Source organism: Sphingomonas hylomeconis (genome assembly GCF_025370105.1).
Lineage (GTDB): Bacteria > Pseudomonadota > Alphaproteobacteria > Sphingomonadales > Sphingomonadaceae > Sphingomonas > Sphingomonas hylomeconis.
Map to the genome: position 1 here is coordinate 408,477 of NZ_JANQBK010000003.1, position 13,652 is coordinate 422,128.

The window sequence follows — 13,652 nt, forward strand, 5'->3', positions numbered from 1 at the left end:
ATCAGAACGCGCCGATGTCGAACGCGTCGAGCAGGCCTTCGCCCTGGCCGGGTTCGCGCGTGGTCGATTGCGTCAGGTCGAGCAGGTCGACGCTGCCATAGGCCTTGAGATGGCGGATGAAGAACGCCCAGTTGCGATAGGCGACGAAGATGTAGCCGATGCCGAAGGTGAACACGACCAGCGCGACCGTGCCGAGCACAAACTTCACCCAGTCCATCGTCCGTGCGGTGAACTCGAATTCGAGCCCGCCCAGGCGGAGCGTGCCGATGACCTCGCGGAAATAGGCCGAATAGAAGAACAGGGCGATCACGCCGAGCACGCCGTAGAAGAGCAGGACGAAGACGAACAGGAAGGCGATCATCCCGCCAGGCGGCGGCAGCCCCGCGCCGCCGCGAAAGCCGGTCGCGCCGAACATGACGCCCATCACCACGCCAAGCACGAGGATCAGGATCGGGACGAGATAGAAGAGCAGGAAGCGCAGCGTCAGCGATCCCGCGGTCGCCGCGGCCTCGAAGCGCAGCGGGCCGAAGCTCATCTTGTTCCAGCGCTCGTTCCACAGGCTGGTCATCGACCAGGGGATCAGCAGGCCCAGCGCCAGCGTGCCGGCGATCGTGCGCCACAGATATTGCCAACCATAGGCCAGGCCCTGATCGTCGCTGCCGCCGCGAATGCCGTGCCAGAAGGTCCGGCTGAGCCGGTAGCGCAGCGCGCGGAAGATCGCGATGCCAACAAGATACATCAGCAGCAGATAAACGGTAATGAAGATCGCGAGCGCGGCGCCCGGATGGCCGCGCAGCAGCACGCCCTGCAGCACTAGGTTGAGCACGCCGAACGGGATCACGAACAGGACGAAGGCGAGCAGATAGCCGATGAACAGTTCGAGTCCCGTGCCGGTCCATTCCAGCCGATCGTCGATGAAGCGCGTCTCGCTCCACAGATAGCGGCGCACGCGCGTCCGTGCCCAGAAGGAATAGAGGCCCAGCGTGACGATGGTCAGCAAAAGGTTCGTGAACGCGATCGGCGCGAATTGCCGCCAGTCGCCATGAAAGGCGAACGCGCCGCTATTGTCTGGTTGTTTGTTCACGTGTCTGCGGCCCCCCGGTTTTACGCTGTGGAGCCGATGACGCGGGTCGGGTCAAGCGCGCTCATCGCGGGCGCGAAGGTTGTTGCCCGGGGGCGGGGCCGCGACGCGGCGGCAGTTCCCGTCGGCGCGGCCGGCGCGCGCGTCGTATCTCCTCGCCAACGGCCCGCGCCCGGCTTACTGTCGCGGCCATGAAACTCCTGCTTCCGGCGCTGTGCCTGCTCCTTGCCGCCTGTTCCAACGATCAGGGCATGGGCAACGATCTGGCCGCCACTGCCGCGCAACAGGGCGGCGAGCCGATGCGGCCCGGGGTGCGACCGGTGCGCATCGGCGAAGGCGGGCCGGGGTTCCAGGCCTGTGCCTATACCGCGCGCGTGGTAAATGTCGGCAGCACCGAGCAGCCGACGCTGCCGGTGCGCCAGGCGCCGTTCCAGGAGGCGGACGTCGTGCTGCAATTGCCGAACGACGCCCGCCTGTTCGCCTGCTCGCGCTCGATCGACCAGCGCTGGCAGGGCGTGGTCGTGCCGCCTGCGGATGCGCCGGACACGGATTGCGGCGTGCGTGCGCCGGTCGCCTCGGCGCGGGACTATGACGGGCCGTGTCGCAGCGGCTGGGTGGCGAGCGCGTTCGTGCGTCTGACCGCGAACTAGCCGATTACGGCGCGTGCGGCGCGCCCTCGCGCTCGGCCGCCGCCAGCCCCGCCAGCCGCGCATTATGTTCGGTCCGCCCGAACGGGAAACGGCTGTAGAGGAACGCGCCGGTCAGGCCGAACAGGGTATAGGCCAGGATGAACACGATCGTCAGCCGGTCGACCGCGGCGAGCGGCACCTGGCCGGGTCGCGCGGCGGCGGGGAAGTTGGCGATCGCCAGGATCAGCCCGGCGAGCGCGATGCCGAAGCCGCTAGTGCATTTCTGGATGAAGAAGCCGCCGGCGAAGAACACGCCTTCCGAACGGCGCCCGGTGCGGGCTTCGGAATCCTCCACCACATCGGCCATCATCGATGCGCCGAGGATCATAGACGAGACGCTGCAGGCGTTGTTGAGCACGAAGATCGACAGCAGCACCGGCAACATGCGCGCATCGCCCGGGGCCGGAAACCAGCCGGCCAGCCGCAGCCAATAGGGCAGGGTGAGCAGCAGCACCGCGCCGACCATCGCGCCCGCCGCGGCGCGCGGCTTGCCGAGCCGGCGGCCGATCCGCGGCGCCATGATGAAGGCGAGCGTGGCGCCGGCGAACAGCGCGAAGATCAGCAGGACGAAGGCCAGCTTCTGGAACTGCCAGACATAGGTGTAGAGATAGTTTGAGAGCGCGAAGCTGATTCCCTGATTGGTATAGACCATCAGCCCCGCCCCCATCAGCATGATGAAGCCGCGGTTGCGCAGCGTCGCGCCGAGCTCGCCGAGGCTGGCGCCCAGCGTGCCGTTGGCGGGGGATTTGGGCAGGCGCCTGATCTCGGGATGCGTGCCGATCGCCGAGGTGAGGATGGCGATCAGCATGACCAGCGCGGCGACCCAGGCCATCTGCGTATAGCCCGCGCGTTCGAGAAGCCCCTTGGGATGCGACGCATCGGTCGGCAGGAAGATCGTATAGGCCGCGAGCAGCATGGCGAGCCCGCCGGCCCAGCCGAACAGATAGCGATAGGCGGTGATCCGCGTGCGCTCGTCATAATCGGAAGTGAGTTCGGCAGTCAGCGCCTGGCTCGGCACTTCATAGGCGGATACCGCACTGCGCACGATCACCGCGGTGACGAACAGCCATAATAGCGTCAGCGGTTCCGATAGCGCGGGCGGGTTCCAGATCAGCAGCCAGCCGACCGCGATCGGCACGGCCGAGCCGTACATCCAGGGATGGCGCCGGCCCCAGCGGCTGCGCGTGCGATCGGACAGGAAGCCGATCGAGATATCGACGACCGCATCGGCCACCAAGGCGATCATGATGACCAGGCCGACCGTGGCGGCGGGAAGCCCCAGCACCTGGTTGTAGAACAGCAGCAGGAACGTGCCGAAGCCGTTGTCCTTCACCCCGTAGGCGACCGCGCCGAACCCGTAACTGAGCATCGTGCGCGGCGCGAGCCGGCGTTGCGCGGGCGCGGCGCCGGCGGGGGCGGCGGTCACGCCGTGAAGGCCTCCAGCGCGCCGAATAGCGAGGGCACGGTCGGATCCCAGCTGTGCCGCGGGCCGATCGTCATGCCGCCGTCCACCGTGATGTGCGTGCCGGTGACGAAGCTCGCATCGTCGCTGGCGAGATAGGCGACCGCCGCAGCGATGTCCTCCGCGCGGCCGGCGCGCTGCAGCGGCTGGGCCTGCGCCGCCATCTTGCGGATCGCGCCGTTTGCCATGTCGCGCTTCTCGCCGTCGATCCCGAGTGTGGCAGTGAAGATGTTCGTGGTGATGAAGCCCGGGCACACCGCGTTGACGCGGATATCGTAGCGCGCCAGGTCCGCCGCGGCCATCGTCGTCAGGTGCAGCACGCCGGCCTTGGCGGCGGAGTAAGCGGTCGGCGCGGCGCCGGTCTGCAACGCGGCGATCGAGGCGGTGTTGACGATCGCACCGCCTTCTCCGCGCGCGATCATCAGCGGCGCAGCATAGCGGATGCCGAGCGCGACCGAGCGCAGCAACAGGCTCTGCGTCCGGTCCCAGTCGTCCGGGCTGATCTCCTGGATCGGGCTGCGCGAGCCGCCACCGCCGGCATTGTTGAACACGACATGCGCATCGGCGGTGGTCATCAGCGCTTCGATATCGGCCGCTTGCGTGACATCGGTGCGGACGAAGTGAATGCGGCCGTTGGAGGTCTCGGCAAGGTCGCGCCCGCCGGCTTCGTCGATATCGCCGATCCACACCTCGGCGCCTTCGCCGACGAGGCGCAGCGCGGTGGCCTTGCCGATTCCGGAAGCGCCGCCGGTGACGACGGCGCGTTTGCCCTGGAAGCGCATCCTGTTTCTCCTGATCACTCTGTTTTGCACAGCATAGTATGGGGCTGCGGCTGGTCAATCCGCCCATTTTTGAAAATCGGGTAGGCTGGAGGCTTGCCGTGCCGCGCTGCCGCCATTACCCGTCATCCCGGACTTGATCCGGGATCCACCGGGCCGCAAGTGCCTCGGCGGATGCGTTTGCGGCACGTTGGATGCCGGACCAATTCCGGCATGACGGAGAGGATAGAATGGCACTCGACCCGGAAACCTTCGACGCTTTGATCGAGACGGTGCGGCGCTTCGTCAGCGAACGGTTGCGGCCGCTGGAAGGCGCGGTCGAGGAAGCCGATGCGATTCCCGCCGACGTGATCCAGGAGATGCGCGACATGGGCCTGTTCGGCCTGTCGATCGCCGAGGATTATGGCGGGCTTGGCCTGACCATGTCGGAGGAAGCCAGGGTCGCGATCGAGCTCGGGCGCACGACGCCGGCATTCCGCTCCGCGTTCGGCACCAATGTCGGGATCGGCTCGCAAGGGTTGGTGATGGCCGGCAACGACGCGCAAAAGTCGGCGTGGCTGCCGCGCATTGCCAGTGGCGAGATCATCACCAGCTTCGCGCTGACCGAGCCGGACGTCGGCAGCGATTCGGGCGCGGTGAAGACGCGGGCCACGTTAGACGGCCAGTCGTATCGGCTGTCGGGCACCAAGCGCTATATCACCAATGCCGACAAGGCCGATCTGTTCACCGTGATGGCACGGACCAGCGAGGATCCCGGCGCGCGCGGCGTCTCGGCGTTTCTCGTGCCGCGCGATCTCGCCGGCGTGTCGATCGGCGAGCCCGAAAAGAAGATGGGGCAAAAGGGCGCCAAGGTCGCCGACGTCAATTTCGACGATGTCGTGGTGCCGGCGGAGAACCGGCTCGGCGCGGAAGGCGAGGGGTTCAAGATCGCGATGCGCGTGCTCGATCGCGGGCGGCTGCACATTTCCGCCGTGTGCGTCGGCGTGGCCGAGCGGCTGATCGCCGACTGCGTGGCCTATGCGACGGAGCGCAAGCAATTCGGCAAGCCGATCGCCGAGCATCAGCTGATTCAGGGCATGATCGCGGATTCCAAGACCGAGGCGCTCGTCGCGCGGGCGATGGTGCTGGAGACGGCAGCGGCGAAGGACGCGGGCAAGGACGTCGTGATGGAATCGGCGGCGGCGAAATATTTCGCGAGCGAGATGGTCGGCCGCGTGGCGGACCGCGCGGTGCAGATCTTCGGCGGCGCGGGTTATATCGCCGATTACGGGATCGAGCGGCTGTACCGCGACGTGCGCCTGTTCCGCATCTACGAAGGCACCAGCCAGATCCAGCAGATCATCATTGCGCGCGAGACGATCAAGCGGGGCGGGTGACTGAAATCCCCCTCCCGCTTGCGGAGGGGGAGAAACAACAGGAGAGAAAATAATGGATACGACCAACCTCTTCCGCCTCGACGGGCGCACCGCGCTCGTCACCGGCGGCTCGCGCGGGATCGGCAAGATGATCGCCGCCGGCTTCATCGCGCAGGGCGCGACCGTGTATATTTCCGCGCGCAAGGCCGATGTCTGCTTCGCCACCGCGGAAGAACTGGGCGACAGGTGCATCGCGCTGCCGCAGGACGTATCGACCGTCGCCGGCTGCAAGGCGCTCGCCGCGCAGCTCGCCGAACATACCGACAGCCTCGACATCCTGGTCAACAATGCCGGCGCCGCCTGGGGCGAGCCGTTCGAGGATTTCCCCGAAAAGGGCTGGGACAAGGTGATGGACCTCAACGTCAAATCGCCCTTCTTCCTGACCCAGGCGCTGCACGGCGCGCTCAAGACTGCCGCGCGGCGCGATCGGCCGTCCAAGGTAATAATGATCACCTCGATCGACGGGCAGCGGCTCAATCCGTGGGAGACGTACAGCTATCACGCGTCCAAATCGGCGCTGATCTATCTCACCAAGCGGATGGCGGCGCGGCTGGTGAAGGATGCGATCAACGTCACCTCGATCGCGCCGGGCGCGTTCGCCAGCGAGATGAACAAGGCTGCGCGCGATCATGGCGAGACGATCGCCAAGGGTATTCCGGCCGGCCGGATCGGCGTCGACGAGGACATGGCGGGCGCGGCGATTTTCCTCGCCAGCCGCGCCGGGGATTATGTGATCGGCGATACGATCACGGTCGACGGCGGGCTGGTCAACGCCGCGCTGGGAACCAGCATCGACGCTTGATGAATATCCTCCCCGGAACGGGGAGGTGGCATGCGCAGCATGACGGAGGGGGCGGGCCAGTAACGCAACCGTCGTGTTGCCGGCACACCCCCTCCACCAGCTGCGCTGGTCCCCCTCCCCGTTCCGGGGAGGATCAGGTCGCCTGCGGGTGATGCGGCTCGAGGATCAGCGTTCTGCCCTCGACGCGCCAGCTCTTGAGGCGCGACAGGAAGTTCATCCCCACCACGCTCATTTCGCCGAATGCGGGCGACACCACCACCGGCAGGTCGCGCGCGACGACATTGCCGATGCGCAGTTCGGGGATGACCGCGGTTTGCGCGTTGATCGATCCGTTCGCGGTTTGCAGCACGACCGGGAACAGCGGCGTCTCGATCTTGAGGCGCATCGCCTGCGCCGCCGCGCTCGACAGCGCGGTGACCGTCGCGCCGCTATCGACCAGCATGCGCTGCTCGGTATCGCCGACCTTGACGCGCACCCAGAAATGGCCGTCGCGCGCCATGGGCACGCGCATTTCCTTGCCGACCACCTGCTGGCCCTGATCGCCGAGGTTGAGCGCCTTGGCAACGCCGTCCAGCCCAGGATCGAAGCTCGCGCGCTGCGTGAACACCGCCACCGAGATCGCGATCAGCCCGATGGTCATCAGCGCGCCGAGGATGCGGATACGGCGCGCGAGCACGACGAGGATCGCGACGCCGGCCACGATCAGCCAGAAGTTGGGAATGTCGGTGAGGCGGGTGACGATATCGGTCATGAGACGAACGATATGTATGTGTGATGCGCGGCGTTGCTAGGGCGAGTCATCAAAGACACTTCCCCGGCGGACGCCGGGGTCCAGTCGCCGGACAGCAGGTTTTGGGCGTTGCGCCTCGTTACCTCGACCTTTCCAACTGGGCCCCGGCGTCCGCCGGGGAAGTATCTGCTTATAGGTAGTTTAGATTACCGCGCGATGCCGCCCGCGGCGAGCACCGCCAGCGTCACCAGTTCGCTCGCCGTGCTGGTCATCGGCGCGACCTGGACCGGCTTTTCCATGCCGATCAGCATCGGCCCGATCACCGAATCGCCACCCAGTTCGCGCAGCAATTTGGCCGAGATGTGCGCGGACTGAAGGCCCGGCATGATCAGCACATTGGCCGGGCCGGAGAGGCGCGCGAACGGATAGTTGGCCAGCTGCTTGGGGTTGAGCGCGACGTCGGGGGCCATTTCGCCTTCATATTCGAAGCCGACCTGGCGGCCGTCGAGCACCGTCACGGCGTCGCGGATATTGTCGAGCCATTCGCCCTTGGGATTGCCGAAGTTCGAATAGCTGAGGAACGCCACGCGTGGCTCATGGCCCATCAGGCGGGCGACGGCGGCGGTCTGCTCGGCGAAATCGGCGAGCTGCTCGGCGGTGGGACGCTCGTTGACCGTGGTGTCGGCGATGAACACGGTATGGCTTTGCCCGACCAGCAGGTGGATGCCGAACGGCGTCTTGCCCGCCGCCGGATCGATCACGCGGTAGATCTGGCGCATCGTCTCGCCGTACGTGCGGGTGATGCCGGTGATCATCGCATCGCCTTCGCCGAGCTGCAGCAGCAGCGCGCCGAAGATGTTGCGATCCTGGTTGACCATCCGCTCGCAATCGCGGCGCAGATAGCCGCGGCGCTGCAGCCGGCTGTAGAGGAAATCGACCATCTTGGGCACGAGCGGCGAGACGCGGCTGTTGTGCAGCTCGAAATTCTCCGGGTCGGTGACGCCGAGCGCGCGCAGCCGATCGGGTACGTCGTCGCGCCCGACCAGCACCGGCGTGCCGTAGCCGCCCTCGCGGAACGCGATCGCCGCGCGCAGCACGACTTCCTCTTCGCCCTCGGCAAAGATCACGCGCTTGGGATGCGCGCGTGCGCCTTCATAGGCCATCGTCAGCACCGAGGTGGTCGGGTTGAGCCGCGCGCGCAGCGACTGGCGATACGCTTCCATGTCGAGGATCGGCTTGGTCGCCACGCCCGATTCCATCGCCGCCTTGGCAACCGCGACCGGCACGATCTCCATCAGCCGCGGATCGAACGGGGTGGGGATGATATAGGTCGGGCCGAAGCTGTGGTGCACGCCGTAGACCAGCGCGACTTCCTCCGGCACGCGCTCGCGCGCCAGTTCGGCGATCGCGTTGGCGGCGGCGATCTTCATCTCGTCGTTGATGCCCGTCGCGCGCACGTCGAGCGCGCCGCGGAAGATGAACGGGAAGCACAGCACGTTGTTGACCTGGTTGGGATAATCCGAGCGGCCGGTGGCGACGATCGCGTCGGGGCGCGCGGCCATCGCCAGTTCGGGGCGGATCTCCGGCTCGGGATTGGCCATCGCGAAGATGATCGGTGCCGGCTTCATATGCTCGACCATCTCGGGCTTCAACGCGCCGGCGGCGGACAGGCCGAGGAACACGTCGGCGCCGACCAGCGCCTCGGTCAGCGTGCGCGCTTCGCTCGTGGTGGCATGTGCCGACTGCCACTGGTTCACATCGTCGCGGCCCTGATAGATCACGCCGGTGCGATCGCACATGATGACGTTGTCGGGGCGCACGCCCATTGCCTTCATCAACTCGGTGCAGGCGATGGCGGCGGCGCCCGCGCCGTTGACGACGAGCTTGATCTCGCTGAGCTTGCGACCGGTGATCAGGCACGCGTTGATCAGGCCCGCGGCGCAGATGATCGCGGTGCCGTGCTGATCGTCATGGAACACCGGGATGTTCATGCGCTCGCGCAGGGTCTGCTCGATTATGAAGCATTCCGGCGCCTTGATATCCTCGAGATTGATTCCGCCGAACGTCGGCTCCATCAGCTCGACCGCGTCAATGAAGCGGTTCACGTCCTCGGTCTTCAGTTCGATATCGATCGAATCGACATCGGCGAAGCGCTTGAACAAGACGGCCTTGCCTTCCATCACCGGCTTGGACGCCAGTGCACCGAGATTGCCCATGCCGAGGATCGCGGTGCCGTTGGAGATCACCGCGACGAGATTGCCCTTGGCGGTATAATCGTACGCCATCGCGGGATCGTCGGCGATCGCCTGCACCGGCACGGCGACGCCGGGCGAATAGGCCAGCGCCAGATCGCGCTGCGTCGCCATCGGCTTGGAGGCGATGATCTCGATCTTGCCCGGGCGGCCTTCCGAATGGAACAGCAGCGCCTCGCGCTCGGAGAATTGCAGATTGAGATCTTCGGACATGGGGAGGGCCTTCTCGTTACGCGCTTGCCCTTACGGCGTGGCGGCCAAGAAGTGAACCGGCTTGGCATGCTGTTGTGCGTCGGAGTGGTGCGGCGGGGGCGGCGCCGGCGTATCAAATCGACCGTCGGCGGGGCATGCCTGCGCGCTGCAGGGCTTTGACGTCGCGCACCTTTTCGCTAACCCCCGCCAATGTCCTCCGCACCGACTCCGATGATGGCGCAATATCTCGCGCTCAAGGCCGAGGCGCAGGATTGCCTGCTGTTCTACCGGATGGGCGATTTCTTCGAGATGTTCTTTGCGGACGCGAAGGTCGCCGCCGCCTGCCTCGATATCGCGCTCACCGCGCGCGGCGAGCATGAAGGCGTGCCGATCCCGATGTGCGGCGTGCCGGTGCATGCGGCCGAGGCCTATCTCGCGCGGCTGATCAAGGCCGGGCATCGGGTCGCCATCGCCGAGCAGACCGAAAGCCCGGCCGAGGCCAAGAAGCGCGGCGGCAAGACGCTGGTCGAACGCGGCATCGTCCGGCTCGTCACCGCGGGCACCTTGACCGAGGAGGCGCTGCTCGACGCGCGCGCCGCCAACTGGTGCGTCGCGCTGGGCGAGGCGGCGGGCGGCGTGGCGATCGCCGCGGCGGATGTCTCGACCGGGCGGTTCGAACTGATCGAGTGCAGCGCGGCAGGGCTGGGCGCGGAACTGGCGCGGCTGGCGCCGGCCGAGACGATCGCCGCCGACGGCAGCGCCTTTGCCGACGCCGCGACGATGCTCCGGCCGCGCGCGGATTTCGACAGCGGGGCGGCCGAGCGGCGGATCAAGGAACTGTACGGCGTCGCCACGCTCGACGGGTTCGGCCAGTTCAGCCGCGCCGGGCTCGCCGCGGCAGGCGGGCTGATCGCCTATCTCGCGCATACCGCCAAGGGCGCGCTGCCGTTCCTGCGCCCGCCGCGGTTGCACCAGGCGGCGCACGCCATGGCGATCGACGCGGCGACGCGCGACAGCCTGGAACTGACGCAGACCGCGCAGGGCGCACGCAAGGGCAGCCTGCTCGATGCGGTCGATCGTACCGTAACGGGCGCGGGCGCGCGCCTGCTCGCCGCCGATCTCGGCGCGCCGCTGATGCAGCGCCCGGAAATCGAGGCGCGGCTCGATCTGGTGCAGTTGCTGGTCGAGGATGCGGCATTGCGCGATGCCCTGCGCACGACGCTGCGTGGCCTCGCCGATATCGGCCGCGCGCTCGGGCGATTGGCGGCGGGGCGCGGGAGCCCACGCGATCTCGGGCAATTGCGCGACGGGCTCGACGGCGCTTGGCGGCTGGGCGAGCGGCTGGAGAAGATCCCGACGCCGCCGGTCCTGCTCGTCGGACTGGCGCCGCAATTGCGCGGGCACGGCGCGCTGATCGATCTGCTCAACCGCGCACTGGTGCCGGCGCCGCCGATTGATGCCAGTGCGGGGGGCTATATCGCCGAAGGCTATGACGCGGCGCTCGACGATCTGCGCGATGCCGGTGCGGGCGGGCGGCGGGCGATCGCAGCGCTAGAGGCGGACTATCGCGCGCGCACCGGCATCGCGCAGCTCAAGATTCGCCACAACAATGTGCTCGGCTATCATATCGAGGTCGCGGCCAAGAATGCCGACGTGTTGATGAAGCCGGAAAGCGGCTTCACGCATCGCCAGACGATGGCCGGCGCGGTGCGCTTCAATGCGCCTGAACTGCACGAGGTCGCCGCAAAGGTGACGCAGGCGGGGGCGCATGCGCTGGCGGCGGAGGCGGCGCATCTCGAGGATCTGATCGCTGCGGCGCTCGACAAGCGCGAGAATATCGCCGCGACGGCCGATGCGCTGGCGCGGCTCGATGTCGCCGCGGGCCTCGCCGAACGCGCGGTCGAGGGCGGCTGGGCGCGGCCCGCTTTGGTCGATCATGCCTGTTTCGATATCGTCGGCGGGCGGCATCCCGTGGTCGAGGATGCGCTGGCCAAGCGCGGCGAGCGGTTTGTGGCCAATGACTGCCGCCTGTCGGAGGACTCGCGGCTGTGGCTGGTCACCGGGCCGAACATGGGCGGTAAATCTACCTTCCTGCGCCAGAATGCGCTGATCGCGGTGCTGGCGCAGGCGGGCGCCTATGTGCCGGCGACCGCGGCGACGCTCGGTCTGGTCGACCGGCTGTTCAGCCGCGTCGGCGCGTCGGATAATCTCGCCCGCGGGCGCTCGACCTTCATGGTCGAGATGGTCGAGACGGCGGCGATCCTGGCGCAGGCCACGCCCCGATCGTTCGTCATCCTCGACGAGGTCGGGCGCGGCACCAGCACCTATGACGGTCTGGCGATCGCCTGGGCGGTGGTCGAGGCGATCCACGAGGACAATCGCTGCCGCTGCCTGTTCGCGACGCATTATCACGAGTTGACCCGCCTTGCCGAGCGCTGCGACGCGCTGACGCTGCACCATGTCCGTGCGCGCGAATGGAAGGGCGAACTGGTCCTGCTGCACGAGGTGTCGGAAGGGCCGGCGGATCGCTCCTATGGCCTGGCGGTGGCGCGGCTCGCCGGCCTGCCGCCAGTGACGATTGCGCGCGCCAAATCGGTGCTCGCCAAGCTCGAGGCGGGCCGCGCCAAGACCGGTGGGCTCGCCGCCGGGCTGGACGATCTGCCGCTGTTCGCCGCGTTGCAGGAAGCGACCGAGGAGGAATGCGATGCGATCCGCGCCGAGGTCGAAACGATCGACGTCGATGCGCTCACCCCGCGCGAGGCGCTGGACGTGCTCTACAAGCTGAAGGCGCTCAGCCGCGCGGGCTGAGCGCCGATCGGCTTAGCGGCAGCGCACCTGGCTCTGGTTCTGGTCGACCGCCTTGCCGGCGACCGCGCCCAAGGCACCGCCGAGCAGCGTGCCGACGACACGCGAGCGGCCGCCGTCGATCACGTTGCCGAGGATCCCGCCGCCGGCCGCGCCGAGGATCAGCCCGGTCGTGCCGTCGCTGCGCTTGCAATAATAGCGCCCGTCATTGCCGGCATAGACGCGCTCGTCGGCGCGCAGCGTGCGTTCCTGGTAATTGCCCTCGCGGTAATAGCGTTGCGGGTCATAATTCGGCTCGGGGCGCGAGTAATCGTCGTCGTTATAGCGGGAATCGTTGTAGCGCGGATCGTTGCGCGGATCGATATACGGTGCATCGCGATAGCCGCCATTGCCGCCGCGGCGCTGCACCGCCGCCTGGTAGCGATCGAATTCGGCGCGGAACACCTGCATCTCGCTGTTGAAGCGGTTCTGCGCGGCGGCGAAACGCTGGCTTTCCTGCGCGGTCTGCGCGGCGGCCGGTGCGGCGAGCGCCACCAGACCGGCGGCGAGGGCGGGCAACAGAGCACGTGTTTTCATGGCAACTCTCCGGTGATGATGGCAGCGTAACGACCGCTTGTTGCACTTCGTTGCGTGAACCGGAGATTGCTGGCCAGCGCCGCCTCAGGCACGTTCGAGAATGGTGTAGATCATCTCGCGGCGGAAGCGGAAGCCGAGTGCTTCGTACAGCGCGATCGCGCCGGTGTTGCTGGCATAGACATGCAGGAACGCCGCCTCGCCGCGCGCCAGGATGCGGGCGATCACGATGTGCATCAGCGCGCGGGCATAGCCCCGGCCGCGATGATCGGGGTGCGTGCAGACCGCGCTGACTTCGGTGAAAGCTGTCGGCCGGGTGCGCTCGCCGGCCATCGCGATCAACTGGCCGTCGTGGCGAATGCCAATGAACGCGCCCAGGCGATGCGTCTCGGGAAAGAACGGACCCGGCGCAGTCAGCGTGGCGAGCGCGAGCATGTCGGGAGCGTCGGTGTCCGTCAGCTCGAGGAACTCGATTGGGGCACCGTCGGACGTCAGCGCGGTGAGCACCATCTGGTTGATCGTCGCGCAGGACCGGACTTGCGTGCCGGGCGGGGCGGCGATCGCGTCGGCTTGCAACAGGCCGAGCGTGCCGTCGGACGGCATCAGGCGGGCGAGCGCGGCGCGGCTGGCGGGGCTGTCGTCCGGCGTGGCGGCGAAGAAGTGGACCGCGGGCTGGTAGCGCCGCGCCCTGTCGTCGCCAAGCGCCAGCGGCGCATGGGCGCCGGTCAGCGAATGCCAGATCGGGCGGTCGAGTGGATGGGCGCGCATCGTCATGTGCCGATACTGGACCGATCGGGCGGCACGATCATCCCGTTTCCTGTTTCGGAACGATGGGCGGTGACGCGATGGCCGCGACCCCCTATCTGCTGATT

The 13,652-nt window shown here is 67.5% G+C and carries 11 protein-coding genes; 4 read left to right on the forward strand and 7 right to left on the reverse strand.

The features are described from left to right. Nucleotide 1: 1 nt before the first annotated feature. Nucleotides 2–1,084, reverse strand: coding sequence for a YjgN family protein (locus tag NV401_RS05695; protein ID WP_261293423.1), 1,083 nt, complete (start codon nt 1,082–1,084; stop codon nt 2–4). 188 nt (nt 1,085–1,272) lie between these two features. Between NV401_RS05695 and NV401_RS05700 the strand changes: the two genes are divergently transcribed. Further along, nucleotides 1,273–1,731 carry a hypothetical protein gene (locus NV401_RS05700; protein ID WP_261293424.1) on the forward strand — a complete coding sequence of 153 codons (459 nt, stop codon included), beginning with the start codon at nt 1,273–1,275 and terminating at the stop codon, nt 1,729–1,731. 4 nt (nt 1,732–1,735) lie between these two features. Here the strand turns inward: NV401_RS05700 and NV401_RS05705 are convergent, their stop codons facing one another. Then, nucleotides 1,736–3,196, reverse strand: coding sequence for an MFS transporter (locus tag NV401_RS05705; protein WP_315369056.1), 1,461 nt, complete (start codon nt 3,194–3,196; stop codon nt 1,736–1,738). Then, entirely contained in the window at nt 3,193–4,014 is an 822-nt protein-coding gene (locus NV401_RS05710) for an SDR family NAD(P)-dependent oxidoreductase (protein WP_261293425.1), read from the reverse strand. Before NV401_RS05710 ends, NV401_RS05705 begins: the two co-directional genes overlap by 4 nt. A 227-nt stretch (nt 4,015–4,241) precedes the next feature. Between NV401_RS05710 and NV401_RS05715 the strand changes: the two genes are divergently transcribed. Continuing rightward, complete coding sequence (locus tag NV401_RS05715) at nt 4,242–5,387, forward strand: acyl-CoA dehydrogenase family protein (RefSeq protein WP_261293426.1); 1,146 nt, start codon at nt 4,242–4,244, stop codon at nt 5,385–5,387. Nucleotides 5,388–5,439: 52 nt separating this feature from the next. Continuing rightward, nucleotides 5,440–6,228: an SDR family oxidoreductase gene (locus NV401_RS05720; protein WP_261293427.1), complete on the forward strand. Its 789-nt coding sequence runs from the start codon at nt 5,440–5,442 to the stop codon at nt 6,226–6,228. Nucleotides 6,229–6,361: 133 nt separating this feature from the next. Here the strand turns inward: NV401_RS05720 and NV401_RS05725 are convergent, their stop codons facing one another. Together NV401_RS05725 and NV401_RS05730 are read right to left on the reverse strand one after the other, a co-directional pair. Next, on the reverse strand, nt 6,362–6,979 hold the full coding sequence (locus tag NV401_RS05725; RefSeq protein ID WP_261293428.1) for a retropepsin-like aspartic protease family protein: 618 nt from the start codon (nt 6,977–6,979) through the stop codon (nt 6,362–6,364). Nucleotides 6,980–7,164: 185 nt separating this feature from the next. Beyond that, nucleotides 7,165–9,423: an NADP-dependent malic enzyme gene (locus NV401_RS05730; RefSeq protein WP_261293429.1), complete on the reverse strand. Its 2,259-nt coding sequence runs from the start codon at nt 9,421–9,423 to the stop codon at nt 7,165–7,167. A 210-nt stretch (nt 9,424–9,633) separates the two neighbouring features. On the opposite strand from NV401_RS05730, the gene mutS reads away from it, so the two are divergent. Continuing rightward, complete coding sequence (gene mutS / locus NV401_RS05735; protein WP_261293586.1) at nt 9,634–12,210, forward strand: DNA mismatch repair protein MutS; 2,577 nt, start codon at nt 9,634–9,636, stop codon at nt 12,208–12,210. Between the two features lie 12 nt (nt 12,211–12,222). Here the strand turns inward: mutS and NV401_RS05740 are convergent, their stop codons facing one another. Continuing rightward, nucleotides 12,223–12,783: a glycine zipper 2TM domain-containing protein gene (locus NV401_RS05740; protein ID WP_261293430.1), complete on the reverse strand. Its 561-nt coding sequence runs from the start codon at nt 12,781–12,783 to the stop codon at nt 12,223–12,225. Between the two features lie 84 nt (nt 12,784–12,867). Next, entirely contained in the window at nt 12,868–13,548 is a 681-nt protein-coding gene (locus tag NV401_RS05745) for a GNAT family N-acetyltransferase (protein ID WP_315369057.1), read from the reverse strand. Between the last annotated feature and the right edge of the window lie 104 nt (nt 13,549–13,652).